The organism is Acidovorax sp. GW823-FHT01C06, assembly GCF_058798375.1.
Genome location: NZ_JBXAKN010000004.1, coordinates 223,677 through 250,261 on the forward strand (window position 1 = coordinate 223,677; position 26,585 = coordinate 250,261).

Below are 26,585 nucleotides of genomic sequence, written 5' to 3' on the forward strand. Positions count from 1 at the left end.
CCTCTGTGTCCTGTCTTGCCGCTGGTGTGCTGCTGCTCGGCGGCTGTGCCGTGGTGCAGCCGCTGCCCGAAGACGCCGCAGCCGCACCCGCCTTGCCCGTGCACTGGGCCAGCCCGGTGCCGCCCGCGCAGGGGGTGGCGACGGGTGTCTCCGTGCTCGGCGTCGCAGAGCTCGACGCGCTCATCCACGCCGCCCACGCGCAGAGCCCGGACCTCGCCGCCGCCATCGCGCGGGTGCAGCAGGCCGATGCCGTGGCGCGGGCCGCCGGCGCCAGCCTGCTGCCCGCCGTGACCGGCACGCTCGACGCCCGCCGCCAAGCCCGTGCCGGCGGGCAGGCCGAGGTGGCCGGCAACCAGATCGGTGCCGCGCTGGTCGCAAGCTACGAGCTCGATGCCTGGGGCCGTCTGGGTGCTGAGCGCGCCAGTGCCCAGGCCTTGCGCACGGCCAGCGTGCACGATCGCGGCGCGGTGCAGATCACGCTGACAGCGGCGGTGGCACAGGCCTGGCTGCAACTGGTGGGCGGGCGCGAGCGCCTGGCGATTGCCGAGCTGAACCTGCACAGCGCCGAGCGCGTGCTGGCCGTGGTCGAGTCGCGCGCGCGCGCCGGGGCCGCCACGCAGCTCGAGCAGGCGCAGCAGCGCGGCCTGGTGGCCACGCAGCGGCAGGTGCTGGAGGCACGGCGCCAGCAGGTGTCGGGCGCGCACACGGCGCTGGCCGCGCTGCTGGGCCAGGCGCAGTGGCCGGTGGTGCAGGCCAGCGCATTGCCCGCCACGCAGGCGCTGGTGCCCGCTGCCGGGTCGCCCGCCGACCTGCTGGTGCGGCGGCCCGACATCGCGCGGGCCGAGGCGCGGCTTCAGGCCGCCCACGCCGACGTGGCCGCGGCCCGCGCGGCGCTGCTGCCGCGCATCAGCCTGAGCGCCAGCCTGGGCACCGGGGGTAGCAACCTGCCGCGCGTGTTCGACAACCCGCTCTACAGCCTGGCCGCCGCGTTGGCGGCGCCCATCTTCAACGGCGGGCGCCTGGCCGCCGACCGCGATGCGGCCCAGGCACGGCAGGCCGAGCTGCTGGCGCAGTACCGCGCCAGCATCGTGGCGGCCGTGAGCGACGTGGAGCAAGCCCTGCAGGCCGTGGCGGGCACGCAGGCCCAGCGCATGGCGCAGGCACAGGTGGTGCAGCAGGCGCAGCAGGCGGCTACCCTGGCGCAGTCGCGCTACCGCGCCGGGGCCGAGACGCTGCTCACGCTGCTGGATGCGCAGCGCACCCTGTATGCCGCGCAGGACATGGCGGCCCAGCTGCACCAGGCCGAATGGCAGGCGCAGGTGGCGCTGTACCGCGCGCTGGGCGGGGGCTGGCAGCCCGATGCCGACGCTGGCGTGCGCCGCGTGGCCGTCATGGCGCAGCCATGAACGCAAGCATCAATGAGCCCGTGACCATGCTGCAGCGCCTGCGCACGGCGGGCCTGCGCCCCACCACGGCGCGCATCGGCGTGCTGCAGGCGATCCACTCCGCGGGCAGCGCGGGCATGGGTGCGGACGAGGCTTTTCACCAGATGCTGCTGCGCGGCACGCACGTGAGCACCAGCACGGTGTACCGCATCATCCACGAGCTGCAGGCCCTGGGCGTGCTGCTGCACGACCGCAGCGACCGGCGCCACACGGTGTATCGCCTGCGGCCCTTTGCACCGCCGCCGTCGGCCGACGTGCGCATTGCCTGCCGCCGGTGCAAGCGCTCGGCCACGCTGCCCGGCGCACAGCTGCGCAACGAGCTGGAGCTGCGCGCGGCCGAGGTGGGCCTGCGGCCGCTGGTGGCGGGCCTGGTGCTGCAGGTGGACTGCCTGGGCTGCGACGGCGCCACGGGGCATTGCCAGCCCAACTGAGTCCACCGGAGCGCAATTGAGCCGCCCAAAGAAAAAGGACCAGACGCCCGGAGGCATCTGGTCCTTGTCGCTGGGGAGCGCGGGCTGATTTATCAGGCCGTTGCGTCCTTGAGCTTCTTCAGTGCGCGGGTCTTGATCTTCACCGCGGCGGGCTTGGCGGGGAACCAGCGCTCTTCACCGGTGAAAGGGTCCTTGCCGAAGCGCTTCTTCTTGGCGGGAATCTGCTGCAGGCCGATCTTCATGAGGCCGGGCAGCGTGAATTCGCCGGAACCCTTCTTGTGCACGGAGCCCAGGATGGTCGCTTCCAGCGCGGCCAGCACGGCCTTGGTGGCCTTGGGTTCCACGCCAGCCTGCTCGGCCAGGTGGGCGATCAGCGTGGTCTTGTTGAAGGCCGTCTTGATCGGCTTGATGCCCACGGCGACCGGCTTGGCCACGGGGGCGGCGGCCTTCTTCGCTGCTGGAGCGGCGGCTTTCTTCGCGGGTGCCGCTGCCTTCTTGGCGGCGGGTGCTGCCTTCTTCGCAGCAGCTGGAGCTGCCGCCTTGACGGTCTTCTTTGCGGGCGCTGGGGTTTTCTTTGCAGTTGCCATGATGATGATTCTTCTTTGCTTCAGAGTTGCAGTGTGCCTCCCCCCATTGAAGGGAAGGTGCGCAATTTTAGGTGCGACTGCGGCACACCCCGCAAATGTGAAGACCCGCCTGCGCCAGAGGCTTCTGAAACAGCGGGTGAAAGGCATGCCCGAAGCGGTGCCAGTGGGGCCGGCCGCATGCCCGCCGCCGCCGCGTGCGGGCGCTGCCGCGGGCCGCCGTCAACGGTGTGCCGGCGTCTGGTGGCGCTGGCGCCACTGGTGGTAGCGCTGGCGCTGGAGCGCCAGCAGCTCCACCAGGCCCCAGGCCAGCGCGCAGCCGAGGGTGCCGCACAGCACGGCCAGGCGGCGCACTTCAGTCCTGCGCCGTGGCTGCTGCGTCTTCATGCGCCCATCCATCGGTGCGGGGCAGGTCGAAGCTCGGCCAGCCGGGGGCATCGAAGAGTTCATCCAGCAGCCGCTGCAGTCCGAGCCATCTCCAGAGCATGATCGTGTGCCTCTTTGAACAGGTTGTCTGCGGGCAAGTTAACGCGCTTGTGTGACAGTTCCGCGTCGTTTCGCTGAATTCATACAGGGCGCGCGATGGCGTTGCCGGTGCCTGCGGGCCGGGCATATGCTCGCTCTTCGTTGTACTGCCGCCCTGCCGCCCGGTTTCGCGCCACCCTTGCCACCCACCATGAACACGCTGCCCGAGTTGCTGGCGCTCGAAAAGATCATCGAACTCGGTGCGTCCCACTTGCAGGTGCGGGTGGTGCGGCAGGTGCAGACGGCCTCGGGCCACTGCTTTCCGATCCATGCCATTGGCCTGGGCAATCCGGCGCCGGACGTTCCGGCGGTCGGGTTCTTCGGTGGCGTGCATGGCCTGGAGCGCATCGGCGCCGAGGTGGTCCTGGCCTACCTGCAGAACGTGGTGATGCGGCTGCAGTGGGACACCACGCTGCACCGCCAGCTCGAGCACATGCGCATGGTCTTCATGCCCATCGTCAATCCGGGCGGCATGTGGGCCGCCACGCGCGCCAATCCGCGCGGCGTGGACCTGATGCGCAACGCGCCGGTGGACGCCACCGACCGGGTACCGCCGTGGATCGGCGGGCAGCGGGTGAGCGCGGGGCTTCCCTGGTACCGGGGGCGCGCGGGCGATGCCATGGAGCCGGAAAGCCAGGCCCTGTGCGAGGTGGCGTCCGAGGAGCTGCTGGCGCGGCCTTTCAGCATCGCCATCGACTGCCATTCGGGATTTGGCGCCCGGGACCGCCTGTGGTTCCCGTTTGCCCACACGCGCAAGCCCATCGCGCACCTGGCCGAGCTGCACGCGCTGCAGGAGATCTTCCTGCAGGCCCACAGCCACCACCCGTACGTCATCGAGCCGCAGAGCGCGCAGTACCTGGCGCACGGCGACCTGTGGGACCACCTGTACCTGCAGGCCTGCCGCGACGTGCCCGCGCACACGTTCCTGCCGCTGACGCTGGAGATGGGCTCCTGGCTGTGGATCAAGAAGAACCCGCGCCAGCTGTTCTCGCGCAATGGCATCTTCAACCCGCTCATCGACCACCGGCAGCAGCGCGTGCTGCGGCGCCATCTGTCGCTGCTCGATTTCCTGGCCCGCGCGGCCTGCAGCCACGGGCGCTGGGTGCCCGCACCGGGGCAGCGCGCGCAGCGCAGGGCGGATGCCCTGGCCGCGTGGTACTGAAGGCCTGCGCCCATGCGCCAGTGGATCTTGCTCAGGGGCCTGGCGCGGGAGTCCGCCCACTGGGGGGACTTCCTGGCGGATTTCGAGCGTGCCTTGCCACGGGACCGGGTGCTGCCGCTCGACCTGCCCGGCAACGGCCAGCTCCACCGCCAGCCTTCGCCGCTGTCGGTGCCCGCCATGGTGCGGGCGTGCCGCGAGGCGCTGGCCGGGCGCGGCATCGCGCCGCCCTACCACCTGCTGGCCGTGTCGCTGGGAGCCATGGTGGCGACCGAGTGGGCGCGGGTGGCCCCCGCGGAGGTGGCGGGCTGCGTGCTGATCAACACGAGCTTTCGCCCTTTCAGCCCCTTCTATCACCGCCTGCGGCCGCGCAACTACGCGGCGCTGCTGCGCCTGGCGCTGTGGGGCGGCGCGCCGCAACAGATCGAGCAGGTGGTCTTGCGCCTGACCAGCAACAGCGCGCCTGAGCGCCAGCAGGTGGTGCGGGACTGGGCCGCCGTGCGCGCGCGCCGCCCGGTGCGGGCCGCCAATGCGCTGCGCCAGCTGGTGGCGGCGGCCCGCTACCGTGCGCCCCGGGTGGGGCCCGTGGCGCGCATCCTGCTGCTGGCGAGCCACGGGGACGGCCTGGTGCGCAGCCAGTGCTCGCAGGCCGTGGCCAGCGCGTGGCGGGTGCCCGTGGTGCTGCACCCCCGCGCAGGGCACGATCTGCCGCTGGACGACCCGCGCTGGGTCATCCGGCAGGTCCAGGACTGGCTGGCGGAAATCGACGGGGCGCGCTGACGCGGGCCGCCCCGGCGGGCGCGGCCTGCATCCGGTGCGCGCGGCGCCCGCGCGTGCCGTCAGGGCGCGGGCAGTCCGCCCTGGGCCGCCAGTGCGCGGTACCACTCCTGGTACCCCGCGCTGCTGGGGTGCAGTCCGTCGGCGGCATTCAAGGTGTCCCGCCGGGACACGAAGGGGTCCTGGTCCCGGGGCCTGAGCAGGCGCACGTAGTGCGCGCCGTGGTCCGCGGCGGCCTCCTGCGCCAGGGCGTGCAGGCGCTTCGAACGGCGCGACATGACCCAGGACAGCGGCGGCCCGAAGAACGGTGCATGGCCCACGTCGCCGCAGGGCATGAGCACCACGCGGCGCCCTTTCTGCAGGGCCAGCGACATGGTCCTTTGCAGCTCGGCGCGCAGCGTGTCCACGGGCGTGAAGCGGATCACGTCGTTCCCGCCCGCGAGCACGAGCACCATGTCGTAGCCACCGTCCGCGCGCTCCAGCTGCGCGGCCACGTCGGCAAACCGTGCGCCATTGGCCGCCAGGTTGTCGATGCGCCACCGCGGGTGCTGCTGGCCGATCAGGCCCGGCAGGCTTTGCGCGGGCGTGCTGGCCCCGGTGCCGACGGCGGTGCTGTCGCCCACGACCAGCAGGCGGTTGTCCGGCTGGGCGGGGTGTGCGGTGAAGGGCCGCGCGCCACGGGCCAGCTCCGCCACCGTCCAGATGCGCCATGGCGCACAGGCGGTGGCCAGCAACGCGCCCGCGGCCATGGCCGCGATGGTGGCCAGGCGGCGCGTGGAGAGATGCAGGGCAGGGCGGGGCGTGCGGTTCATGGCGGTGGCGGTGTGGTGCATGCAGCCTACCGGCGCGCCTGGGGTGCGGGCGTCGGCGCCAGCGCGCCCGGGGCGTAGGACGGCGCGCCCGGCGCCGGGGTGGGCCGCTGCGCGCGGGCCCGCGCCTATTTATTTGTCTATTGCCTGAAGACCACGGCTTCCAGCGCCATCGCCCGGATCGACCCGGCCGCCGCGTCGGCCTGCGCGCGGCTTTCGTAGGGCCCCACGCGGACACGGATGCGGCGGCCCTTGGCGCTGTTCAGCTCCTGGCGGAAGGCCGGCAGCCCTTCGTTGAGCAGCCGGGCCTGGGCCTTGCGGGCGTTGGCTTCGTCGGCAAAGAGCCCCACGTTGATGTAGTAGCCCGCCGCGGTGCCCACGGTGGGCAGGGTGGTGGAGGCCGCTGGAGCAGCGGTTGGGGCGGGTGGTGCCTTGGCCGCCTTGGAAGGCTTCGCGGTGGAGGCCGCGCGGCTTGCTGGCTCGGCGGCGGGCGCCGGTGTGCTGGCCGCGCCGGGTGCTGCCTTGACCGGGGATTTGGAGGTGGCCTTGGTGGCCGGCGCGGAGACTGGCGCGCTGGCGGCCGGCGGCGCCGTGGGGGCCGTGGGTACGGAAGGGCTCGCGGTGGCGGGCGCTGCCTGGGTGGCCGGTGGCGGGGTTTTGCCTGCCGGCGCGGCCGCTGGTGCCCCGGGCGGTGCCGCCGCCGTGGACGCGGCACCGGTGGCGGGGGGCGCCGCCGTCGCCGCGGCGGCGGAGGTGCTCGGCATGGGGGCCGAGGCAGCGGGCGTGGATGCAGGTACCGGTGCCGGTGCGGGGGCGGGCGCTGGTGCTGGTGCAGAAGACGCCGCCGCGCCGGGCCTGGACGCGGCTGTCGCGGTGGCCTGGGCGACGGTCACCGCCGGTTCCAGTGCCAGGGGCCTGGTGGCCGAAGGGGCCCAGGCCAGGTAGGCCAGCGCCGCCGCGGCCGCCAGCACCAGGTTGGCCAGCACCAGCGCCTGCAGCCGCTTGCGCGAGCTGGCCTGCTTCTCCAGCAGCGCGCTGGCCTCGGGCAGGGTGCGGGAGGCGGCCAGGGCGCGCGCCACCCGCTTGCGGATGTCGGCATACAGGATGGCGTTGCCATACAGGCCGGGCACCGCGAAGGCCAGGACGGCGAAGGCGCCCAGCACCCCCAGTTCCACGCCCGGCGGCCACTGCAGGAAGGAGCGGCCGACGCCGAACACGATCAGCGCCAGCCCCTCGGCGGCCGCCACGTAGACCAGCGCGGCGCTCCACAACTGGCGAAACAGCATCCAGTTGAGCGTGGCCAGGCACGCGGCCCAGTTCCAGGTGGTGGTGGTGCGGCCGGTGTTGTCAAAGCGCTCGAAGACGGCCAGGTAGTACGCGGTGTTCACGGGCCCCAGCGCCAGCCGGGAGAGCGCCGTCATGGCGTTGTCGGACGGTGAATCGAGCGACATGGCCGGGATGATGGAGGCGACAGGATCCGTGTGGTCGAGCATGGGCCGATTCTGTCATGGGCCGGTGTTGGCGCCACAGGGCCTGCGCGCGCGCGTGGCGCGGCTGCAGCGCCGCCGGGCCCGCGCCGCGCGCCGGCGCCCCTGCTCGCATGCCGCAGGCCCCGGGATCGGGCCTTGAATGAGCCGCTAGCGCTTGTCTGTCAAGCGCTGGAAGCTATTAAAAATATAGCAATCTTGCCAGGCCCCGTGGGTCAGGTGCCGCGCACCATGGCCATGATCTTGCCCGCATCCAGCGTGGCGGCCTTCTGCTGGATCTGCGGCAGGTACTGCGACTGCATCTGCTTGGCCGGGCCCAGCAGATTCTGAAAGCTGTCGCGCAGCATGGCGGTGCTCATCACCCGGCCGCCCGCGTAGTAGCGCTTGGCCACCTGGCCCAGCGCATACGTGGTGGCAAACGAAAACGCCATGCCGGTGGCCGCGCTGCCTACGCCTCCAATGGTGCGGCCCGCCACCTTGCCCAGCAGGCCGCCGAGCAGCTTGCGGCCAAACTGCTCCAGGTACTGCGACGTCATGCCCACGCCCGCCGCGGCGATGAACTCCTTGATGTGGCCCTGGTCCAGCTCCACGCCGTGCGCCTTGCCGATGCCGTAGACCATCTTCACCTGCATCGGGATGATGGCCATCGACGCCCACGACTGCGGCAGCAGCTCCAGAGCGCCGTTGAGCATCGCGTAGTTCAGGATGGACTTGTCCAGCTCGGCATCGCCCGGGCCTGCGGGTGCGGGCACCGGCACGGATGCAGACGACGAAGAAGAAGGCGCCGACGCGGCGGCTGCTGCATAGGCCGCAGCACCGGTGGCAGCACCCGCCACCCCCCAGGGCACGGCCGAGGGGGCCGTCTTCTCGGCCACGTCCACCAGCGCATCGGCCTCGTGCTCGAAGGCGGCGGTCTGCTGCGCGCCCAACTGCAGTGCGGACTTGAGCGTGGCCAGGAACTGCGCCTCGGCAGGCGTCTGGCGCCCATCCACATCGCACACGCACACCGCCATCTCGTAGGCCAGCTGGCGGTGGCCGGGGTCGGTCAGCGCGGCGGCTGCGGCCTGCACCGTGGTGCGCTTGAGCAGCACGTCCTGGTAAATGCGCGGCAGGTCGGCCATGCCGCTGTCGCCCGCCAGCGACTGGGCGATGCGGCGGATCTCTTCACGCTCGGCGTCGTCCTTGGTGCCGTCCGCAAACGCGGCCAGCAAGGCGATGGTGAGAATGGATTTTTGCTGTTCTGGAGTCATGCGGTGCGGGCCTGCAAGGCCGTGAAATGGAGGGGGCTGTCACGCTGCCCGTGCCAGAAGGCGGTGGGGCGGCGTGCGGAGTCAGGTGCAGTCTAGGGTGCGCGCTTTCAACGCCACGGCTTGTGGGGAATTGCGGGCATCTGGTAACCAGGTGCATCGCGGCGCCGGCTGCCAGCCCTGCGGCCCACCCGGGTTTCCCCTTGCGTAGTGGAGCGACTGTGCGCCCGGGCCTCTCTTGCGTACAGTGGCTGTCTCATGGCAAGGAGGCAAGGCATGCGGCAAGCGGCGACGACCAGCAGGGCAAACAATACGAGCATCACGGGCAGTACCGGCAGTACCAGTAGGGCAGGTACCACCACCCCCAGCGCGCGGGGCGCCCGATGAACATCGCCCACCTGCTGCGCCGCAGCGCGCAACTGCATGCCCACCAGCCCGCCGTGCTGCACGGCGACCGTGTGCTCTTCGACTACCAAACGCTGGGCGCACGCACCGCCGCGCTGGCCGCCAGCCTGCGTACACGCTACGGCGTGCTGCCCGGCGACCGCGTGGCCATCTACGCCGCCAATGCGCCCGAGTACCTGGAGGCGCTGCACGCCATCGTGTGGGCCGGCGCCGTGTCCGTGCCCGTCAACTACAAGCTGCACGCCAAGGAGCTGGCCTACGTGCTGGCCGACTCCGGTGCGCGCGTGGCGCTGGTGTCCGAGGCCCTGCACCCCGCCGCGCGCGAGGCGGGCGCAGACCCCGCAGCCACCCTGGTGCTGGGCTGCGCCGCCTACGATGCCGCCGTGCAGCACGATGCGCCCATGCACGTGCACGACCGCGCCCCGGAGGACATCGCATCGCTGTTCTACACATCCGGCACCACCGGCCGGCCCAAGGGCGTGATGCAGACGCACCGCAACCTGCTGGCCATGACGGCCTGCTACTTCACCGACGTGGACGACGTGCTGCCCGGCGACGCCATGGTCTACGCCGCGCCCATGTCGCACGGCGCGGGCCTGTACAACTACGCCCAGGTGCTGCGCGGCGGGCGGCACGTGGTGCCGGTGTCCGGCGGCTTCGACCCCGCCGAGCTGGTGCAGCTGGCCGCATCGGTGGGCCAGCTCACCCTGTTTGCCGCGCCCACCATGGTGCACCGCCTGGTGGACCACGTGCGCGCCGCGGGTGCCGACGTGTCGGGCTTCAAAACGATCATCTACGGCGGCGGCCCCATGTATGCCGACGACCTGCGCGCCGCCATGGCCGTGATGGGCGACGATCGCTTCGTGCAGATCTACGGCCAGGGGGAAAGCCCCATGACCATCACCGCGCTGTCACGCGCGCACCTGGCCGACACCACCCACCTCCGCTGGGCCGACCGCATGGCCTCGGTCGGCGTCGCGCAGTCGCTGGTGGAGGTGCGCGTGGCCGACGCCCAAGGCCAGCCCCTGCCCACGGGCGAGACCGGCGAGGTGCTGGTGCGCGGCGACACCGTCATGCCCGGCTACTGGAACAACCCCGACGCCACCGCGCGCACGCTGCAGGGCGGCTGGCTGCACACCGGCGACCTGGGCGTGCTGGATGCCGATGGCTTCCTGACCCTGAAGGACCGGTCGAAGGACGTGATCATCTCCGGCGGCAGCAACATCTACCCGCGCGAGGTGGAAGAGGTTTTGCTGCTGCACCCCCAGGTCCGCGAGGTGGCCGTGGTGGGCCAGCACGATGCCGAGTGGGGCGAGGTGGTGGTGGCGTATCTTGTGGCGGGCGAGGGCGGGCCGGTGGGGGATGCGGTGCTGGATGGGCTGTGCGGAGAGCACATTGCGCGGTTCAAGCGGCCGAAGGTGTATCGGTGGGTGGAGGGGTTGCCCAAGAATAGTTATGGGAAGGTGTTGAAGACGGAGTTGAGGGGACGCGCCTAGAGATCGCTCGGCTTTGGCGGGCCGCAGCTTCAGGCGGGTTGCGGGCATGCGCCCCACTTTCGCGAATGGGTACCATCGGCCAGTTCCTGCCGTTCGATGCACCGAAATGGACGACAGGACAGTGCCCATGGCTGAAGTCAACCCGCAGCCGACAGAAGCGTCCAAGGCTGGTGGAGCCCGAAGCCCTTCGCAATCAAGACCCACCCCCGCTTGTTCGAGATGCCGACCCTTCATCATGGATAAATTCTTGCTGCGGCAGCAGGTGCTGGAACGGCTCGCCGAAGACCTGCTGCAAGCCGAACAGGCAGTGCGTGCGGCCCATGAAACGGCGACCCACGAAGAAAACATCGCCGAAAACAAATACGACACATTGGGACTCGAAGCCGCCTACCTGGCCACCGGCCAAGCCCGGCGCGCCGAAGCCATCCGCCAGGCGATGGCCAATTGGCGCCAATTCCGCCCGCGACCCTACGACGCCAGCAAAGGTATACAGCTCGGCGCACTGGTTTGCCTGGTCGATTCCGACGACAAGCGGCAGCAGCTCTTTCTCGGTCCGGATGGGGGCAGCATGAAGCTGGTCAACGGCGCCCAGCCCGTTCAGGTCATCAGCAGCGAAGCCCCACTGGGCAGGGCCATGCTGGGCAAATGCGAGGGGGATGAGGTGTCGATACAGGTCGCTCCAATCCGACAGCAGTTTGAGGTGCTGCGGGTTCAATAGGCCCCATGCAGGTTCACGCCGGATTGGCCCGGGTCAGCGGACGTTCAGGCGTGGTGAACGTACCGGCTGGATGGCAGGGCCTGCAGCCCTTTGCAACCGGCCGCTGGGTCCGAGAAGTCACTGGCGCATGCATGACCGCCGCGTGACCTGGACCGTGAGCTCAGGGGGCCGACATCACTGGCCGCTTCGCAGTCGGCGGCGCCGACCTGCTCAGTAAACCCCCTCCCACCACGGTTATCCCACCCCGCCTACCATCCCGTCCTTCTTCCCTTCCCAAGGCCTTCCCATGCCCAACCCCACCACCCTCAAGATCGATTTCGTCTCCGATGTCTCCTGCCCCTGGTGCATCATCGGCCTGCGGTCGCTGGAGCAGGCGGCGGACCGCCTCAAGGACGAGGTGGCGCTGGACCTGCACTTTCAGCCATTCGAGCTGAACCCGCAGATGGGCCCCGAGGGGCAGGACATCGGCGAGCACCTGCAAGAAAAGTACGGCGCGACGCCCGCGCAGAGCCAGAAAAACCGCGAGGCCATCGCGGCGCGCGGCGCGGAGCTGGGCTTTACCTTCAGCATGGACAAGCGCAGCCGCATCTACAACACCTTCGATGCGCACCGGCTGCTGCACTGGGCCGAAGAGAAGGGCGTGCAGCCCGCGCTGAAGAAGGCGCTGTTCAAGGCCTATTTCACCGACGGGCAGGACCCGAGCAACCACGAGGTGCTGGCGCGTGTGGCGGGCGAGGTGGGGATGGACGTGGCCGAGGCGCGTGCGCTGCTCGCATCTGATCGCTTCACGGACGAGGTGCGCGAGCGGGAGCAGTTGTATCTGCAAAGTGGCATCCATTCGGTGCCGGCGATCATCATCAACGAGCGGCACCTGATCCAGGGCGGGCAGCCGGTGGAGGTGTTCGAGCAGGCGCTGCGGCAGATTGCGGCGCAGCAGGCTGGATGAGGTGATGCTATTGAACTAATAGCTGTTCGCGCTTACCAGTCAATCGGTAGAGGCTGTTTTTATCAAAAGAAAAGGGGCTCAAGGCCCCTTTTCTGTTGGTGGTGACGTACGTCCCGCTACGGCGACGGACGACGACCGCTTGTCACTTGCGCAGCGGGATGGCCGTGGCGCGGTCCACGGGCACGGCGGTCACGCTGTTCTGGGGCGATCCGTCCACCAGCTTTTCTGAATACGTCAGGTACACCAGCGTGTTGCGCGGGGCGTCCACCATGCGCACGATGCGCAGGCGCTTGAACAGGATGGACATGCGTTCGCTGAAGACTTCTTCCTGCTTCTTGAGCGGCTCGGGGAAGCTGATGGGCCCGACCTGGCGGCAGGCGATGGAGGCCTCGGCGCGGTCCTCGGCCAGGCCCAGCGATCCCTTGATGCCGCCGGTGCGCGCGCGCGAGACGTAGCAGGTCACGCCCTGCACGCCGGGGTCGTCGTAGGCCTCCACGATGATGTCGTGGTCGCGGCCCAGCCACTGGAAGGCGGTGTCCACCGTGCCGATCTTCTCGCCCGTGGCCGCCAGCGCCGGCAGCACCACGGCCAGTGCGCACGCCGCCGCCATGGCCCAGCGGCGGGCACGGCGCAGGCTGGTGGCGGTGGATGATTTCGTCACGCCGTGGCCCCGGCGTCGGCGCAGCGCTGTGCCAGATGGGCCAGCGCTTCTTCCACCTGGTCCACCAGCACCAGGCACAGGTCGCCGGGCTGCAGGCGCGCCAGGGCGGCGTCGATGGCGATGAATTCGCCGCGGATCTCTTCGACGTGCGTGGTGCGCGATGCGCCCACCAGGCCTTCGCGCAGCAGGGCCATCACTTCGCCGTCGGCACGGCCGCGCTGCGCGGCGTCCTGGTACAGGATCACGTCGTCGAACGCGGCACCCAGGATCACGGTCTGGTCGCGGATGTCCTCGTCGCGGCGGTCGCCCGCGCCGCTGATGACCACGCTGCGGCGCTTGGCGGGCAGCGCGTCCACGGCACCCACCAGGGCGCGCATGGCGTCGGGGTTGTGGCCGTAGTCGGCGATCACGGTGGCACCCCGGTAGTCCATGATGTTGAAGCGGCCGGGCGCGTTGTCGCTGTCGTTCACGAAGCCCGACAGGCCGCGGCGGATGGTCTGCCAGGGCATGCCCACGCCCCAGGCGGCGGCCACGGAGGCCATGACGTTCTCGACCTGGAAGCCGATCTTGCCGTTGCGCGTGATAGGCACGTCGCGCAGGTGGATGGTCTCGCGCCACGAGCCTTCCGAGGCCACGATGGAGTCGCCGTCCACGTACACGGTGCGGTGGCCCTGCGCGCGGTGCGTGGCCATCACGGGGTGGTGGCGGTCGCTCGCAAAGAAGATGATCTTGCCGGGGCAGGCGGGCGCCATGGCCGCCACGATGGGGTCGGCGGCGTTGAGCACGCCATAGCCCGTGGTGGCCACGTTCTGCACGATCACGCGCTTGAGCACGGCCAGGTCTTCCACCGTGGTGATGTAGTTCAGGCCCAGGTGGTCGCCCGCGCCGATGTTGGTGACCACGGCCACCTGGCAGCGGTCGAAGCCCAGGCCTTCGCGCAGGATGCCGCCGCGCGCCGTCTCGAACACGGCCGCGTCCACCTCGGGGTGCAGCAGCACGTTGCGCGCGCTCTTGGGGCCGCTGCAGTCGCCGCTGTCGATCTGGCGGCCGTTCACGTACACGCCGTCGGTGTTGGTCATGCCCACGCGCAGGCCCTGGGCCGTGAACAGGTGGGCGATCAGGCGCGCCGTGGTGGTCTTGCCATTGGTGCCCGTGACGGCCACGACCGGAATGCGGCCGTCGTCGCCATGGGCGTACAGCTTGTCCACCATGGCCTGGCCCACGTTGCGCGGCTTGCCGTAGCTGGGTGCCAGGTGCATGCGCAGGCCGGGGGCGGCATTCACCTCGACGAAACCGCCGCCTTGCTCTTCCAGCGGGCGCAGCACGGTTTCGGCCACCATGTCGACGCCGCAGATGTGCAGGCCCACCATCTGCGCCGCGGCCACGGCGCGCGCGGCGACCTCGGGGTGCACGTCGTCGGTCACGTCGGTGGCGGTGCCGCCGGTGGACAGGTTGGCGTTGTTGCGCAGGATGACGCGCTGGCCCTTGGGCGGCACCGAGTCGGGCGTCAGGCCCTGCATGGCCAGGCGGGCCACGGCGATGTCATCCAGGCGGATCTTGGTGAGCGAGGTCGCGTGGCCTTCGCCACGGCGCGGGTCCAGGTTGACCTGGTGGACCAGTTCGCGCACCGTGTGCTGGCCGTCGCCCAGCACCTGAGGCGGCTCGCGGCGCGCGGCGGCCACGAGCTGGTCGCCCACCACGAGCAGGCGGAAATCGTGGCCCGGCAGGAAGCGCTCGACCATCACCGTGCCGTATTCGGCCGCGGTGCGGAAGGCTTCCTCGAGCTGCGCGCGGTCGGTGATGTTCACCGTCACGCCCTTGCCCTGGTTGCCGTCCTGCGGCTTCACGACCACGGGCAGGCCCACCTTCTGGGCCACTTCCCAGGCCTCGTCGAGCGTCTCGACCGGCTTGCCCAGCGGCACGGGCACGCCGGCCGCATGCAGCAGGCGCTTGGTCAGGTCCTTGTCCTGGCCGATGGATTCGGCCACGGCGCTGGTCGAGTCGACCTCGGCGGCCTGGATGCGGCGCTGCTTGGAGCCCCAGCCGAACTGCACCAGGCTGCCGCGCGTGAGGCGCCGGTAGGGGATGCCGCGCGCCACGGCCGCATCCACGATGGAGCCGGTGCTCGGGCCCAGGCGCTCGTCTTCGTCGAGCTCGCGCAGCTTGGCGATCACCGCGTCGGCATCGAAGCCGCCGTGGCCGAGCGCGGCCTGGATGAGCTGCTGGGCGTCTTCGAACGCCTGGCGGCCCACGGCCTCTTCGCTGTACTCGACCACGACCTGGTACACGCCCGCGTCGGTGGTGGCGGTGGTGCGCGCGAAGGTCACGGGGCAGCCGGCCTGGGCCTGCAGGTTCAGCGCGGCCGTCTGCAGCACGTGCGCCAGGGAAATGTCGGTGCTCCCTTCGGCATGAAGGACGCCGATGGCGGGGAACAGGGCCCGCAGCCGCGCTTCGAATCCGGGCATCTGGCCAACGGCGCGTTCGGCTTCGGTGCAGGCAACCACGGCCTCGATGGCCATGTGGCGGCTCCAGAGGTTGGGGCCGCGCAGGGCCCGGGTGCGGGATACATCCATGGGGTCTCTTTCAGTAATCGTTCGGGGCTCGCGGGCCCCGTTCAAGTCGCGGGCGTTCGGTTCTCTACGGGCGGATCAGGAAGGCAGGCCCACCGGCGCCGGCAGGTCGGGCTCGAAGGTCTTGATGCCCGCGCCGATCAGGTCGGGGGCGATGTTGAGCGCCCACGCCGCGCCGATGGCGGCCAGCAGGGCATCGGTGTCCGGCACCACGGCGTTGCGCCCGAAGGTGAGGTCCGACAGCGAGCCCAGCACGTGCTCGGCGCTGCCGGTGGCCAGCACCACGCGGCCGTTCTTCACGATTACGGCGCGGCCGTTGTCCGTGGCGCGGTGCTCCACGATCACGGGCAGCGTGGCGTCCTGGGCGTACAGCACCACGGCGCCATCCGACAGCGGGGCGAGGTCTGCCACCTGGGGGATGGCCGCGTTCAGCACGGCGGCGCCCTCGGCCAGCACCACGTCGACCTGGGTGCGCATCACCTTGGTCATCTGGTCCTGCTCGTGCACGTCGAATTCGGCCAGCGTTTCCACGCCGTCCATGTCGGTGACCACGCCCACCTGGCAGCGGTCATAGGCGAGGCCGTCGCGCAGGATGGTGCGCGCGTCGCTTTCGATTACGGCGGCCTGCACCATCTGGTTCATGAGCAGGCGGTGGGCGGCTTCCCAGTGGGCGCAGTCCGTGGTCTCGACGCAGCGGCGGTCCAGGAACAGGCCTTCGCGGCAGGCCAGGCCCGTGTGGTGCCCACCCAGGTGCAGCAGCCACGCCACCACGCGTGCGATGGTCGAGGTGCTGCGCGTGCCGGCCACGCCCACCACCGGAATGCGGCCGGCCTGGCCATCGCCGTCTTCGGACGGGAACAGGTGTTCCGCGATCGCCTGCCCCACCGGGCGCGGCGCGCCCACGGCGGGCTTGAGGTGCATCAGCAGGCCCGGGCCCGCATTGACCTCGACAATGGCGCCGCCCTGGGCGTGCAGGGGCTTGGAAATGTCCCTGGCCACCATGTCGATGCCGGCGATGTCGAGGCCCACCACCTTGGCGGCCAGCTGGGCGATGTAGGCCACCTCGGGGTGCACGTCGTCGGTGCAGTCCACGGCCACGTTGCCGTTGCGCTGCACCACCACCTGGCGGCCGGCGGCGGGCACGGAGCTGGCGTCGAGGTCCTGGCGCTTGAGCTCGAGCTGCACCTTGGTGTCGGTCGCCAGATCGATGATTTCGAGCGGGTACTCTTCCTCATAGCCCCGGCGCGGGTCGGAGTTGAGCTGGGTGTCGATCAGTTCCTTGACGGTGGAGCGCCCGTTGCCGGTGATGCTGACCACCTCGCCGCGCGCCGCGGCCACCACCTTGCCGCCCACCACCAGCAGGCGGTGCTCGTCGCCGGGGATGAAGCTCTCGACCATCACGTCGCTGCCCTCGGGGTAGGCCACGTGGTAGGCCGCCTCGATGTCTTCCTTCTTGCGCAGGTCCAGCGTCACGCCCCGGCCGTGGTTGCCGTCGGAGGGCTTGACCACCACGGGCAGGCCGATGTCCTCGGCCGCTTCCCAGGCTTCCTCGGGGCTGTTGACCACGCGGCCTTCGGGAATGGGCACGCCGCAGGACTTGAGCAGGCTCTTGGTCAGGTCCTTGTCGCTCGCGATGCCCTCGGCGATGGCGCTGGTGAATTCGGTCTCGGCCGTCCAGATGCGGCGCTGGCTGGCGCCATAGCCCAGCTGCACGAGGTTGCCGTCGTTCAGGCGGATGTGCGGGATGCCCCGGTCGGTGGCGGCCGTCACGATGCAGGCGGTGCTGGGGCCCAGGTACTGGTCATCGACCTCGGTGCGCACGCGGGCCACGGCGGCCTGCACGTCAAAGGGCTCGTCGTTGATCGCCGCCATGATCAGGCCATGGCCCTGGGCCAGGGCCATGCGCGCCACCTGCTCGTCGCGGGCGCGGAACACCATGCGGTACACGCCGCGCTGCGAGGTGCTGCGGGTCTGGCCGAAGCCGGTGGGCATGCCCGCCAGGTTCAGCAGCTCGATCACGATGTGCTCCAGCACGTGGCCGCACCAGGTGCCTTCCTGCAGGCGCTGCAGGAACCCGCCGCGCTCGCCCACGCCGCAGTGGTGCTCGATCAGCGCGGGCAGCCAGGCGGTGAGGCGCTCGTTGAAGCCGGGGAGGAGGTTGGAGGGATGGTCCTCCAGTTCCCCCAGGTCCAGCCAGACCTCCAGCACGGGCCGGTAGGTCCAGATATTGGGGCCGCGCAGGTAGTTGATGCGAAGCAGTTGGATATCGTTGAGTTTCGCCATGGATTGCAGCGGGTGTGTTTCCGGCCTTTTGCGGGCCTTGCTGGGAAAAGGTGACTTTGTGGACGATGATTGTGCGCCAGACTGGAGCCGGGATGCGGTGTCAGCCAGATGACTGCCGCACACGTTACAGCGGGACGCCGCCGCGCCGTGGGGCGCAGTATGGGGGAGAATTCGCGCTTTCGCGAGATCGGTCACCGCAGGCTGCCGGGGGCGGAAATACCAACCAAAAATGCAACATCACCATTCTGTGGACGCCTCGGGTGTCTTTTCCGGCCCCGTGGGGGCCGATTTGCGGGCCATGCTCGCTCCCAAAGAGAACGTACTGGCAGCGCTCCAGGTTGACCTGAGCACGGCCCTGCGTTTCGCGGCGGGCTGGGTGGTGGTGACGTCCGAGCGACTGCTGGCCTGCGATCCGGGTACCACCGCCTGGCGCGGCTGGCCCCTGGGCGACGGCCTGGCCCTGCGCCTGCAGGACCACGGGGGCGTGGGTTCGCTGGAATTGCACGATGCGCGGGCGCGCCTGGCCCTGTGGCGCTTCACCCTGTCACAGCATGCCCAGGCGCTGCGCCTGGTGCAGCGTTTCGAGCAGCAAAGCGCGCGGGGCGAGGCGGACGCCGCCGAGGAGGCCGACGAGCCCACCTGTCCCACCTGCCACACGCCGCTGCCCCCCGATACGGAGGAGTGCCCGGCCTGTGCCCGCGCCCAGCCGCCCCAGACCTCCACCTGGGTGCTGCTGCGCCTGTGGCGCTTTGCCCGGCCCTACCGCAAGCAGCTGGCGGCCGGCTTCGGGCTGACGCTGGCCTCCACCGCCGCCACCCTGGTGCCGCCGTACCTCACCATCCCGCTGATGGATGACATCCTCATCCCGTTCCAGAACGGCAAGCAGATCGAACCGGGCCTGGTGCTGCTGTACCTGAGCGGCCTGCTGCTGTCCGCCCTGGCGGCCTGGGGCCTGTCCTGGGCGCGCACCTACATCCTGGCGCTGGTGTCCGAGCGCATCGGCGCCGACCTGCGCACCACCACCTACGAGCACCTGCTGCGCCTGTCGCTCGACTATTTCGGGGGCAAGCGCACCGGTGACCTGATGGCGCGCATCGGCTCGGAGACAGACCGCATCAACGTTTTCCTTTCCTTGCATGCCCTGGATTTCGTGACCGATGTGCTCATGATCATGATGACGGCGGCCATCCTGTTCTCCATCAACCCCTGGCTGGCGCTGGTCACCCTGGTGCCGCTGCCCTTCATCGCCTGGATGATCCACACCGTGCGCGACCGCCTGCGCACTGGTTTCGAGAAGATCGACCGGGTCTGGTCCGAGGTGACCAATGTGCTGGCCGACACCATCCCCGGCATCCGCGTGGTCAAGGCCTTCGCCCAGGAAAAGCGCGAGGCCCAGCGCTTTCGCGACGCCAACCAGCACAACCTGGAGGTCAACGACAAGCTCAACAAGACCTGGTCGCTGTTCACCCCCACGGTGTCGCTGCTCACCGAGATCGGCCTGCTCGTGGTCTGGGCCTTCGGCATCTGGCTGGTGTCGCGCAACCAGATCACGGTGGGCGTGCTCACGGCCTTCATCGCCTACATCGGGCGCTTCTACAGCCGGCTCGACTCCATGAGCCGCATCGTCTCGGTCACGCAGAAGGCGGCGGCCGGCGCCAAGCGCATCTTCGACATCCTGGACCACGTGAGCAACGTGCCCGACCCGGCCCAGCCGGTGAAGGTGGACAAGGTGCAGGGCGCCATCGCCATGCGCAACGTGGGTTTCCGCTACGGCAGCCGCGCGGTGATCAAGGGGCTGGACCTGGATATCCGCCCCGGCGAGATGATCGGCCTGGTGGGACACAGCGGTTCGGGCAAGAGTACCCTGGTGAACCTGATCAGCCGCTTCTACGACGTGAGCGACGGCTCCATCCAGGTCGATGGCGTGGACATCCGCCGCTTCGCCGTGGCCGACTACCGGCGCCACATCGGCCTGGTGCTGCAGGAGCCCTTCCTTTTCTTCGGCACCATCGCCGAGAACATCGCCTACGGCAAGCCCGAGGCCACGCGCGAGGAGATCGTGGCGGCCGCCCGCGCGGCCCACGCGCACGAGTTCATCCTGCGCCTGCCGCACGGCTACGACTCGCTGGTGGGCGAGCGCGGCCAGGGCCTGTCGGGCGGTGAGCGCCAGCGCATCAGCATCGCGCGTGCGCTGCTGATCGACCCGCGCATCCTGATCCTCGACGAGGCCACCTCGGCCGTGGACACCGAGACCGAGAAGGAAATCCAGAAGGCACTGGACAACCTGGTGCAGGGCCGCACCACCATCGCCATCGCCCACCGCCTGTCCACCCTGCGCAAGGCCGACCGCCTGGTGGTGATGGACCGCGGCGAGGTGGTGGAAGTGGGCCCCCACGACGAACTCATGGAGAAACAGGGCGCCTACTGGCGGCTGTACGAAGCCCAGGCCCGCCGCGCCGAGGAAGACGCGCAGGCCGCCGGCGTCATCATCGACAGCAGCCTGCTGCACCCGGCCCACCCGGCCGGCAATTCGTGACCGCCACCGTGGGAACCGCCATGAACACAACCACCTTCACCCTGGTGTCGCAGCCTGAATTCACCCTGGCCCGCAATCCGCACGGCCGGCTGGTCCTGACCCTGCCCGATGGCACCGTCCACGAAGGCATCACCCCCGTGCGGGCCTTCCCCATTGCCGCGCCGGCGCACGGGCTCTCCTTGATCGGTTCGGATGGCCACGAGCTGCTGTGGATCGACCGGCTCGACCAGCTGGAGGCCACCGCGCGCCAGCTCATCGAAGAAGAGCTGGAAGTGCGCGAGTTTGTGCCCACTATTGAAAAAATCGTTGCCGTGTCGAGCTTTTCGACCCCCAGCACCTGGGATGTGGAGACCGATCGCGGACCCGCCAAGCTGGTGCTCAAGGCCGAGGAAGACATCCGCAGGCTGGGGGGGCGCACCCGGCTGCTGATCGCGGGCGGGGACGGGGTCCAGTTCCGGGTCCAGGACACCACCGCGCTGGACCGGCATTCGCGCCGGCTGCTCGAACGCTTCCTCTGACGCGCCAGCCCCGCCATACCGGGGCCCTTCCCGCACAGGATCGCCGGTAGCCGTGGTGGGCGTTTCGGGCCCGCCGCTGGCGCCTGTCGGCGGCATTCCACCCCAAAAAGCAACACGCAACCCGCGTGATTGCCACCGCCTGCGTGTTCAATCCGTGCGTCCGGCCATTCATCAGGCCCTTTGGCGGCCTGAAAATCGCGAAAAGGTAGGTGAAAACCCTTAATTTTGAGCAATCGGTGAAAAAGACCTAAATTTCCCCTTCTTTTTGCCGTAATGAATGTACGAAGAGGCCAAAAGACCCTCTGTCATTCATCTCAACTACGGGCCATTGCCATGCAAATGCCACCTGTCGATCGATCGCCGAGTTGGCGTCCTCAGGGCGCTGATTTGTATTCCACTGGCGCCTCTGGCGCGCCACCGGTGCGTCCCATCAACGCATCCAACCCCGTCGAGTCCATGGACCGGATGGGCGAGGGCGCGATCGTGCGCGAGCCCGACAAGCCGTCGGCGCCCGACGTGGCGAACCGGGACTGGACCGAGGTGAAAAAAAAGGACACCGTGGAAGAACCGCCAGAGCCGCCCAAGGAGCCAATCTACAAGCAGCTGCTGGAGCTCATCCAGTCGATGTGGCGGGCCAGCGGCAGTGCGGTGGAAGTGGCGCAGGACATCAACCGGATGACCTTGCAGGAGCGCCTGGCCCAGCAGGTCAAGAACGAGCCGCTGACGTACTCGGACCCCAAGATCAAGCGCACGGGCGGCCTCTAGCCCGCCGCCTGCGCTGCGTGCTGGGCCGGTGGCACCGGTACCGCGCTGCCCGCAGTGGCTGTTCCTTGCTTCTTTTGCATTTTTTGGCCGGTGGCGCGCAATGCTGCCGCCCGCAGCCCGTCCCTTGTGCGGATCGGCTTCCCACCCCCAGCGGCGCCTGCGGGGTGATGCTCCTGAAAATATAGCTGAAGGCGCTTATCCAGCAAGCGCAAAACACCTATTTGACCCCGGATCTGGCTGCCCGCGCTGCGCGCTTGCCTGCGGGAGAGGGATGGTCAGCCGTCCACCCGGGCGGGTTCAGGGCTGGCTGCCGGAGGCGGGCTGGCGGGCGGCCTGGGCTGCCTTGTTGCGGTCCCGCTCCGCGCGGTATCTGGCGGCGAAGACGCGAACCTCTTCGTACGACACGTAGCCGTCGCCGTCCGTGTCCGCCTCGTCAAACGCGGCCGCCAGGCGGGGAAAGAGCTTGACCTCGGTGCGGCTGAGCTTGCCGTCGCCGTTGAAGTCCAGCATCTTGAAATCGCGCATGGCCTTGATCTCGCCCTTGGTCTGGCCCGTGCCGGGCTCGGCGGGCGCGCTCGCCGCAGGCTCTGGCGGCGGTGCGGCAGGGGCCTGGGCCAGCGCGGCGGAGCCCATGGTGGCCAGCACGGCGCCCATCAGGCAGGCGGCGAGGGAAATTCTCTTGCGCAACACATCTTCCTTCAGTGGGGTTCGGGGGACGATGTTGGCACAGTTGGTGGGCCGCCGGCGGATTGCAACCGGGGCTTTGCAGGCTTTCACCCGGCGTTGCAGGACTTTGCAGAACTTTTCGCGGCAAGAGCCCGGACCATCGCCACCCCCTGCCTCAGCCGCCCCCGGCACGCAGGGGGTTGGAGATGCCGCTGTTCACATGTCCCGCGGGCACATGGCGCGCTGCCGACGTCACATGGCCCGTCTGGTCGTCGAAGAAGAAGTCCGGCTCGAACTCGCGCAGGAACTCGCCCTTGGGCAGGCCGCCCAGGAACATGGCTTCGTCCACGTCGATGTTCCAGTCCATCAGCGTGCGGATCGCGCGTTCGTGCGCGGGTGCGCTGCGCGCCGTGACCAGGGCCGTGCGGATGCGCATGCCGGTGGCGCCGCCGGATTCTCCGGCGGATTGCAGCCGGTGCAGCGCCGCGAGCAGGGGCTTGAAGGGGCCGTCGGGCAGGGGCAGGGCCGCCTTGTCGGTCTCGTGCTGCTGGAACGCCGCCAGGCCCTCGGCCTGGTACACCCGCTCGGCCTCGTCGGAGAACAGCACGGCGTCGCCGTCAAAGGCAATGCGCACTTCCTGCGGGTTCGCGTCGCCGGCCCGCACCGACTCGGTGATCACCCGCGCGGCGGGGTAGCCCAGGTGCAGGGCCTCGCGCACATCGGCCTCATTCGCCGACAGGAACAGGTGCGCGCCCAGCGGCCGCAGGTAGCGGAACGGGTCGCGCCCCTGGGTGAACACGCCGCGCTGGATGGTCGGCAGGCCATGGGCATTGCATGAGCGGAACACGCGCATGCCACTGACCGGGTCATTGCGCGAGAGCAGCACCACCTCCACCCGCTGGTGCTCGGAGGTGTTGAACGCGAGCAGCTTGCGCACCAGGGAAAACGCCACGCCGGGCGCGGCGGGCACATCCAGGCGCTGGCGCTGCAGCTCCACGTAGGCGCGGTCATCGCTCTCGTGTTCGAAGACGCGGTTTTCTTCCTCGAAGTTGAACAGCGCGCGCGAGGAGATCGCCACCACCAGCTTGTCGTCCAGGGTCACGGCCATAAAGTCACTTCACAAACTGATTCAGCTGGATGATGGGCAGCAAAACGGCCAGCACGATCAGCATCACGATCATGCCCATGCCGACGATGAGCAAAGGCTCCAGGATGGTGGCCAGCGCCATCGCGCGGCGCTGCACCTCGGTGGAAAGCTGCCGTGCGGCGCGCTGCAGCATCACCGGCAACTGCCCGGTCTGCTCGCCCAGGCGCGCGAACATCGACAGCAGGCCGGGAAAACGCTTTTTCTGCGCCAGCGCCGAGGCCAGGGGCGCGCCTTCGCGCACCAGCACCAGCGCGTCCAGCGCGTCGGCGCGCAGCGCGCGGTTGTTCAGGGTTTCGGCGGCGGCCTGCAGGGCTTTCAGGATGGGCACGCCCGCGCCCGCCAGCATGGCCAGCGTGCCGGCAAAGCGCGCCGCGTTGTAGCCGCGCGCCAGCTTGCCCACGAGGGGCAGGTTGAGCCAGGCGGCATCGAATTTTTCACGGATATGCCCAATGGTCAGTGCCCAGCGTGCGCCAAAAACCATCAAGACAAAAGCAATCAGCACCATCAAGCCATAGCTGCGCACAAAAGCGCTGATACCCAGCATGGCCACCGTGAGGAACGGCAGCGCCCGCTTGGTGCCCGCGAACACGCTGGCCACCTGGGGCACCACGTAGCCGACGAGGAAGAGCACGATCACGATGGCCACGATGGTCACGATGGCCGGGTACAGCGCAGCGCCCACCAGCTTGGCCTTGAGCGCCTGGCGCTCTTCCAGGTCGTCGGCCAGGCGCTCCAGCACCAGGCCCAGGTTGCCGCTGTGTTCGCCCGCGCCGATCACGGCGCAGTAGATGTCCGAGAACTCGCGCGGGTGCTGCGACAGCGCGCGGGCGAACGTGGCGCCGGCATTCACCTCGGCGCGCAGCGCGGCCACCAGGTGGCGCTGGCGCTCGTCGTCGGCCTCTTCCGACAAGGCGGTGAGGGCGCGTTCGAGCGGCAGCCCGGACGACACCAGCCCGGCGATCTGGCGCGTCCAGATGGCCAGCGCGGTGGCACCGAACACCGGCCGGGTGAACAGCCGCTGGCCGAGGCTGGCGGCGCTCCCGTCCAGCGACTGTCCGGTCTGCACCAGTTCCACGGCCAGCGGCACCAGGGCCTGGGCCCGCAGCAGGCTGCGCGCCGCCTTGGCGGTGTCGGCCTCCATGAGGCCCTTGCGGGTCTGGCCCTGGGCGTCCAGGGCTTCAAAGGAAAAAGCGGGCATGCGGGCGTGGGCGGTAAGGCGTGGGCGTCAGGAAATCACACAACGGTGGGTGGAGGCAGAAATGCCCTGCAGTCCGAGATGGTAGCCGCTACCCGAGGCCACTTGCCGCGCCGTGGGTCCTGCTGTCGGAGGCGTGATCCAGGTCAAGGCGCCGGCACCCCGGGCGCGCAGAATGAAAAAAACGGACCTGTGGCATCGGGTTGCAGGTGTTCTGAACGAACCAGGAGTCTTTCATGCTGAAGAACAAGGTGGCGTTGGTCACGGGGGCATCGTCGGGCATCGGGCGTGCCATTGCGCTCGTGTGGGCGCGCGAAGGCGCCAAGGTCGTGGCGTCGGATGTGAACGTGCCGGCGGGCGAGGAAACGGCTGCGCTGGTGCGTGCGGCGGGCGGCGACGCCATTTTTGTGGCCGCCGACGTGGGCAAGCCCGCAGACTGCGAAACGCTGGTCAACCGCACGGTTGCCCACTATGGCCGTCTGGACGTTGCCTGCAACAACGCTGGCATCGGCGGCCCGCAGGCACCCACCGCCGACTATCCGCTGGAGGGCTGGGCGCAGGTCATCAACATCAACCTGTCGGGCGTGTTCTACGGCATGAAGTACCAGATCGCGGCCATGCTCAAGAATGGCGGTGGCGCCATCATCAACATGGCGTCCATCCTGGGCTCCGTGGGGTTTGCCACGGCGCCGGCCTATACGGCCGCCAAACACGGTGTGGTGGGGTTGACCAAGGCGGCAGCCATTGAGTACGGTGCCCATGGCGTGCGCATCAATGCCGTGGGGCCCGCCTTTATCCACACGCCGATGATCAGCGGTCTGGAGCAGGACGCAGGCGTCAATGCCATGCTGGTGGGTGCGCACCCCATCGGCCGCCTGGGGCAGCCCGAAGAGGTGGCCGAGCTGGTGGCTTGGCTGGCATCCGCCAAGGCGTCATTTGTGACCGGGGCGTATTACCCGGTGGATGGCGGATATCTGGCGCGGTGAAGCCTGGGCGACAGGGGGGTGTGTGGTGATTCAGGCTGGCAGAGGCAGGCCTGTGGCCCGCAGGGTGCCGTGGGCCTGCGCCGCGATGTCCAGCGAGCGCAGCCGCAGCGCCGGGTCGTACACGTCGCTCACCAGCATGAGCTCATCCGCGCCCGTGGCCTCGCTCAGTTGCTCCAGGCCCGCTCGCACGGTGTCAGGCCCGCCGATGACGGCGGCGGCCAGAAAGTCTCCGATGGCCGCACGTTCCTGCGGCTGCAGGCGCGCGGCGTAGTTTTCGACGGGTGGCAGCAGGCGGCGGCGGTCGCCCGTCAGGATGCCCAGCACCCGCTGGTAGGTGCTGCTGGCCAGGAACTCCGCTTCCTCGTCCGTGGGCGCTGCAATCAGGGGCACCCCGATCGCCACATAGGGCTTGGGCCAGGCGGCGGACGGGCGGTACAGGTTGCGGTACAGGTCGATGGCCTGGTGCAGCAGGCGCGGCGCGAAGTGCGAGGCAAAGGCATAGGGCAGGCCGCGCTCCGCCGCCAGTTGCGCCGAGAACAGGCTGGAGCCCAGCAGCCAGATGGGCACATTGGTGCCTGCGCCGGGCATCGCGATCAGGCGCTGGTTGGGTTCTGCCGGTGCCAGCAGGCGCTGCAGCTCGGCCACGTCCTGCGGAAAGTCGTCGGCCGTCTCCACCCGGCTGCGGCGCAATGCGCGCATGGTGGTGGGGTCGGTGCCCGGCGCGCGGCCCAGGCCCAGGTCGATGCGGCCGGGGTACAGCTCGGCCAGCGTGCCGAAGGCCTCGGCCACCACCAGCGGCGCGTGGTTGGGCAGCATGACGCCGCCCGAGCCCACGCGGATGCGCGAGGTGCCCCCCGCGATGTGCCCCACCAGCACGGCGGTGGCCGAGCTGGCGATGCCCGCCATGTTGTGGTGCTCCGCCAGCCAGTAGCGGGCAAAGCCCAGTTTTTCGGCGTGCTGCGCGGTGCGCAGGGCAATCTGCAGCGCGTCGGCGACGGTGCCGCCTTCGCGGACGGCGACCAGGTCGAGCATGGACAGGGCGGGGCGGGTGGCGGTGGAAGTCATGGGTGCATTGTCCGGCGGCCACCACATTCGTGCAGGCCGGGTGCCAGAGCTGGCAGCGGCTGAAGGGTTGCCCTGGGCCGCGTGCGCGGAGAGGCGATTTTTTGGTAGCCAAAAATGCGCCGCACCCACAAAATGTTTCAAGGCATTTCTGCCGGGACGATTTC

Annotated in this window: 24 protein-coding genes; 11 read left to right on the forward strand and 13 right to left on the reverse strand. The window is 69.6% G+C overall.

The window, feature by feature from the left end:
- Window positions 1-5 precede the first annotated feature (5 nt).
- Window positions 6-1,406: an efflux transporter outer membrane subunit gene (locus AC1RCS_RS11495; RefSeq protein ID WP_492244583.1), complete on the forward strand. Its 1,401-nt coding sequence runs from the start codon at window positions 6-8 to the stop codon at window positions 1,404-1,406.
- A complete protein-coding gene (locus AC1RCS_RS11500; protein WP_492244582.1) occupies window positions 1,403-1,876 on the forward strand; it encodes a transcriptional repressor in 474 nt (157 codons plus the stop codon). The genes AC1RCS_RS11495 and AC1RCS_RS11500 overlap by 4 nt, the downstream gene beginning before the upstream one ends.
- A gap of 92 nt (window positions 1,877-1,968) precedes the next feature.
- On the opposite strand, the gene AC1RCS_RS11505 is transcribed toward AC1RCS_RS11500, so the two are convergent.
- The 3 genes from AC1RCS_RS11505 to AC1RCS_RS11515 all read right to left on the reverse strand — a co-directional run bounded on the left by AC1RCS_RS11505 (window position 1,969) and on the right by AC1RCS_RS11515 (window position 2,947).
- Entirely contained in the window at window positions 1,969-2,463 is a 495-nt protein-coding gene (locus tag AC1RCS_RS11505) for an HU family DNA-binding protein (protein ID WP_218296110.1), read from the reverse strand.
- Window positions 2,464-2,682: 219 nt separating this feature from the next.
- On the reverse strand, window positions 2,683-2,847 hold the full coding sequence (locus AC1RCS_RS11510) for a hypothetical protein (protein ID WP_218296109.1): 165 nt from the start codon (window positions 2,845-2,847) through the stop codon (window positions 2,683-2,685).
- Window positions 2,816-2,947, reverse strand: coding sequence for a hypothetical protein (locus AC1RCS_RS11515; protein ID WP_255591040.1), 132 nt, complete (start codon window positions 2,945-2,947; stop codon window positions 2,816-2,818). Before AC1RCS_RS11515 ends, AC1RCS_RS11510 begins: the two co-directional genes overlap by 32 nt.
- A gap of 189 nt (window positions 2,948-3,136) precedes the next feature.
- On the opposite strand from AC1RCS_RS11515, the gene AC1RCS_RS11520 reads away from it, so the two are divergent.
- Both AC1RCS_RS11520 and AC1RCS_RS11525 read left to right on the forward strand, forming a co-directional pair.
- Complete coding sequence (locus AC1RCS_RS11520; RefSeq protein ID WP_218339722.1) at window positions 3,137-4,147, forward strand: M14 family zinc carboxypeptidase; 1,011 nt, start codon at window positions 3,137-3,139, stop codon at window positions 4,145-4,147.
- A 12-nt stretch (window positions 4,148-4,159) separates the two neighbouring features.
- The gene (locus AC1RCS_RS11525; RefSeq protein ID WP_218339721.1) at window positions 4,160-4,924 is read left to right on the forward strand and encodes an alpha/beta fold hydrolase; all 765 of its coding nucleotides are present in this window, start codon (window positions 4,160-4,162) and stop codon (window positions 4,922-4,924) included.
- Window positions 4,925-4,983: 59 nt separating this feature from the next.
- Here AC1RCS_RS11525 and AC1RCS_RS11530 read toward each other — a convergent pair whose 3' ends face one another.
- The 3 genes from AC1RCS_RS11530 to AC1RCS_RS11540 all read right to left on the reverse strand — a co-directional run bounded on the left by AC1RCS_RS11530 (window position 4,984) and on the right by AC1RCS_RS11540 (window position 8,467).
- Window positions 4,984-5,754: an SGNH/GDSL hydrolase family protein gene (locus AC1RCS_RS11530; protein ID WP_492244581.1), complete on the reverse strand. Its 771-nt coding sequence runs from the start codon at window positions 5,752-5,754 to the stop codon at window positions 4,984-4,986.
- Between the two features lie 116 nt (window positions 5,755-5,870).
- Complete coding sequence (locus AC1RCS_RS11535) at window positions 5,871-7,223, reverse strand: SPOR domain-containing protein (RefSeq protein ID WP_218339720.1); 1,353 nt, start codon at window positions 7,221-7,223, stop codon at window positions 5,871-5,873.
- A gap of 209 nt (window positions 7,224-7,432) precedes the next feature.
- The gene (locus AC1RCS_RS11540; protein ID WP_492244580.1) at window positions 7,433-8,467 is read right to left on the reverse strand and encodes a YcjF family protein; all 1,035 of its coding nucleotides are present in this window, start codon (window positions 8,465-8,467) and stop codon (window positions 7,433-7,435) included.
- Between the two features lie 380 nt (window positions 8,468-8,847).
- Here AC1RCS_RS11540 and AC1RCS_RS11545 point away from each other — a divergent pair, with 380 nt between their 5' ends.
- From AC1RCS_RS11545 to AC1RCS_RS11555, 3 genes are all read left to right on the forward strand, one after another.
- Window positions 8,848-10,365, forward strand: a complete 1,518-nt coding sequence (locus AC1RCS_RS11545) for an AMP-binding protein (RefSeq protein ID WP_492244579.1) — start codon at window positions 8,848-8,850, stop codon at window positions 10,363-10,365.
- 235 nt (window positions 10,366-10,600) lie between these two features.
- Complete coding sequence (locus tag AC1RCS_RS11550; RefSeq protein ID WP_369643345.1) at window positions 10,601-11,083, forward strand: GreA/GreB family elongation factor; 483 nt, start codon at window positions 10,601-10,603, stop codon at window positions 11,081-11,083.
- 286 nt (window positions 11,084-11,369) lie between these two features.
- Window positions 11,370-12,029 carry a DsbA family oxidoreductase gene (locus AC1RCS_RS11555; RefSeq protein ID WP_492244578.1) on the forward strand — a complete coding sequence of 220 codons (660 nt, stop codon included), beginning with the start codon at window positions 11,370-11,372 and terminating at the stop codon, window positions 12,027-12,029.
- A 142-nt stretch (window positions 12,030-12,171) separates the two neighbouring features.
- Here the strand turns inward: AC1RCS_RS11555 and AC1RCS_RS11560 are convergent, their stop codons facing one another.
- The 3 genes from AC1RCS_RS11560 to AC1RCS_RS11570 form a co-directional block, all read right to left on the reverse strand.
- Window positions 12,172-12,639 carry a CreA family protein gene (locus tag AC1RCS_RS11560; RefSeq protein ID WP_255594789.1) on the reverse strand — a complete coding sequence of 156 codons (468 nt, stop codon included), beginning with the start codon at window positions 12,637-12,639 and terminating at the stop codon, window positions 12,172-12,174.
- Between the two features lie 47 nt (window positions 12,640-12,686).
- On the reverse strand, window positions 12,687-15,263 hold the full coding sequence (gene cphA, locus AC1RCS_RS11565) for a cyanophycin synthetase (protein WP_218296100.1): 2,577 nt from the start codon (window positions 15,261-15,263) through the stop codon (window positions 12,687-12,689).
- A gap of 75 nt (window positions 15,264-15,338) precedes the next feature.
- On the reverse strand, window positions 15,339-17,543 hold the full coding sequence (locus AC1RCS_RS11570) for a cyanophycin synthetase (protein ID WP_369643343.1): 2,205 nt from the start codon (window positions 17,541-17,543) through the stop codon (window positions 15,339-15,341).
- 229 nt (window positions 17,544-17,772) lie between these two features.
- Here AC1RCS_RS11570 and AC1RCS_RS11575 point away from each other — a divergent pair, with 229 nt between their 5' ends.
- The 3 genes from AC1RCS_RS11575 (at window position 17,773) to AC1RCS_RS11585 (ending at window position 21,362) form a co-directional block, all read left to right on the forward strand.
- Window positions 17,773-20,079, forward strand: a complete 2,307-nt coding sequence (locus AC1RCS_RS11575; protein WP_218296098.1) for a cyanophycin metabolism-associated ABC transporter — start codon at window positions 17,773-17,775, stop codon at window positions 20,077-20,079.
- A 20-nt stretch (window positions 20,080-20,099) separates the two neighbouring features.
- Window positions 20,100-20,597, forward strand: a complete 498-nt coding sequence (locus AC1RCS_RS11580) for a cyanophycin metabolism-associated DUF1854 family protein (protein WP_218296097.1) — start codon at window positions 20,100-20,102, stop codon at window positions 20,595-20,597.
- Window positions 20,598-20,930: 333 nt separating this feature from the next.
- Window positions 20,931-21,362 (forward strand): hypothetical protein, encoded by a 432-nt coding sequence (locus AC1RCS_RS11585; protein ID WP_218296096.1) that lies wholly within the window; start codon window positions 20,931-20,933, stop codon window positions 21,360-21,362.
- 297 nt (window positions 21,363-21,659) lie between these two features.
- Here AC1RCS_RS11585 and AC1RCS_RS11590 read toward each other — a convergent pair whose 3' ends face one another.
- The 3 genes from AC1RCS_RS11590 to gspF all read right to left on the reverse strand — a co-directional run bounded on the left by AC1RCS_RS11590 (window position 21,660) and on the right by gspF (window position 24,373).
- Window positions 21,660-22,049: an EF-hand domain-containing protein gene (locus AC1RCS_RS11590; protein ID WP_255591038.1), complete on the reverse strand. Its 390-nt coding sequence runs from the start codon at window positions 22,047-22,049 to the stop codon at window positions 21,660-21,662.
- Window positions 22,050-22,203: 154 nt separating this feature from the next.
- A complete protein-coding gene (locus AC1RCS_RS11595) occupies window positions 22,204-23,136 on the reverse strand; it encodes a 5'-nucleotidase (RefSeq protein WP_369643340.1) in 933 nt (310 codons plus the stop codon).
- Window positions 23,137-23,140: 4 nt separating this feature from the next.
- Entirely contained in the window at window positions 23,141-24,373 is a 1,233-nt protein-coding gene (gspF, locus tag AC1RCS_RS11600) for a type II secretion system inner membrane protein GspF (RefSeq protein WP_218296094.1), read from the reverse strand.
- Between the two features lie 233 nt (window positions 24,374-24,606).
- Between gspF and AC1RCS_RS11605 the strand changes: the two genes are divergently transcribed.
- Window positions 24,607-25,356, forward strand: coding sequence for an SDR family NAD(P)-dependent oxidoreductase (locus AC1RCS_RS11605; protein ID WP_492244577.1), 750 nt, complete (start codon window positions 24,607-24,609; stop codon window positions 25,354-25,356).
- A 30-nt stretch (window positions 25,357-25,386) separates the two neighbouring features.
- Here the strand turns inward: AC1RCS_RS11605 and AC1RCS_RS11610 are convergent, their stop codons facing one another.
- Window positions 25,387-26,421, reverse strand: a complete 1,035-nt coding sequence (locus tag AC1RCS_RS11610) for an LLM class flavin-dependent oxidoreductase (RefSeq protein WP_492244576.1) — start codon at window positions 26,419-26,421, stop codon at window positions 25,387-25,389.
- Window positions 26,422-26,585 lie beyond the last annotated feature (164 nt).

What these genes read in the sequence shown, in the direction of transcription:
- AC1RCS_RS11550 (WP_369643345.1), top strand. Translation starts at nt 10,601, where the DNA reads ATGGATAAATTCTTGCTGCGGCAGCAGGTGCTGGAACGGCTCGCCGAA.
- AC1RCS_RS11595 (WP_369643340.1), bottom strand. Translation starts at nt 23,136, where the DNA reads ATGGCCGTGACCCTGGACGACAAGCTGGTGGTGGCGATCTCCTCGCGC.
- cphA (WP_218296100.1), bottom strand. Translation starts at nt 15,263, where the DNA reads ATGGATGTATCCCGCACCCGGGCCCTGCGCGGCCCCAACCTCTGGAGC.
- AC1RCS_RS11585 (WP_218296096.1), top strand. Translation starts at nt 20,931, where the DNA reads ATGCAAATGCCACCTGTCGATCGATCGCCGAGTTGGCGTCCTCAGGGC.
- AC1RCS_RS11535 (WP_218339720.1), bottom strand. Translation starts at nt 7,223, where the DNA reads ATGCTCGACCACACGGATCCTGTCGCCTCCATCATCCCGGCCATGTCG.
- AC1RCS_RS11560 (WP_255594789.1), bottom strand. Translation starts at nt 12,639, where the DNA reads ATGGCGGCGGCGTGCGCACTGGCCGTGGTGCTGCCGGCGCTGGCGGCC.
- AC1RCS_RS11570 (WP_369643343.1), bottom strand. Translation starts at nt 17,543, where the DNA reads ATGGCGAAACTCAACGATATCCAACTGCTTCGCATCAACTACCTGCGC.
- AC1RCS_RS11510 (WP_218296109.1), bottom strand. Translation starts at nt 2,847, where the DNA reads ATGAAGACGCAGCAGCCACGGCGCAGGACTGAAGTGCGCCGCCTGGCC.
- AC1RCS_RS11605 (WP_492244577.1), top strand. Translation starts at nt 24,607, where the DNA reads ATGCTGAAGAACAAGGTGGCGTTGGTCACGGGGGCATCGTCGGGCATC.
- AC1RCS_RS11610 (WP_492244576.1), bottom strand. Translation starts at nt 26,421, where the DNA reads ATGACTTCCACCGCCACCCGCCCCGCCCTGTCCATGCTCGACCTGGTC.
- AC1RCS_RS11505 (WP_218296110.1), bottom strand. Translation starts at nt 2,463, where the DNA reads ATGGCAACTGCAAAGAAAACCCCAGCGCCCGCAAAGAAGACCGTCAAG.
- gspF (WP_218296094.1), bottom strand. Translation starts at nt 24,373, where the DNA reads ATGCCCGCTTTTTCCTTTGAAGCCCTGGACGCCCAGGGCCAGACCCGC.
- AC1RCS_RS11525 (WP_218339721.1), top strand. Translation starts at nt 4,160, where the DNA reads ATGCGCCAGTGGATCTTGCTCAGGGGCCTGGCGCGGGAGTCCGCCCAC.
- AC1RCS_RS11540 (WP_492244580.1), bottom strand. Translation starts at nt 8,467, where the DNA reads ATGACTCCAGAACAGCAAAAATCCATTCTCACCATCGCCTTGCTGGCC.
- AC1RCS_RS11555 (WP_492244578.1), top strand. Translation starts at nt 11,370, where the DNA reads ATGCCCAACCCCACCACCCTCAAGATCGATTTCGTCTCCGATGTCTCC.
- AC1RCS_RS11530 (WP_492244581.1), bottom strand. Translation starts at nt 5,754, where the DNA reads ATGCACCACACCGCCACCGCCATGAACCGCACGCCCCGCCCTGCCCTG.
- AC1RCS_RS11515 (WP_255591040.1), bottom strand. Translation starts at nt 2,947, where the DNA reads ATGCTCTGGAGATGGCTCGGACTGCAGCGGCTGCTGGATGAACTCTTC.
- AC1RCS_RS11500 (WP_492244582.1), top strand. Translation starts at nt 1,403, where the DNA reads ATGAACGCAAGCATCAATGAGCCCGTGACCATGCTGCAGCGCCTGCGC.
- AC1RCS_RS11545 (WP_492244579.1), top strand. Translation starts at nt 8,848, where the DNA reads ATGAACATCGCCCACCTGCTGCGCCGCAGCGCGCAACTGCATGCCCAC.
- AC1RCS_RS11575 (WP_218296098.1), top strand. Translation starts at nt 17,773, where the DNA reads ATGCAACATCACCATTCTGTGGACGCCTCGGGTGTCTTTTCCGGCCCC.
- AC1RCS_RS11520 (WP_218339722.1), top strand. Translation starts at nt 3,137, where the DNA reads ATGAACACGCTGCCCGAGTTGCTGGCGCTCGAAAAGATCATCGAACTC.
- AC1RCS_RS11580 (WP_218296097.1), top strand. Translation starts at nt 20,100, where the DNA reads ATGAACACAACCACCTTCACCCTGGTGTCGCAGCCTGAATTCACCCTG.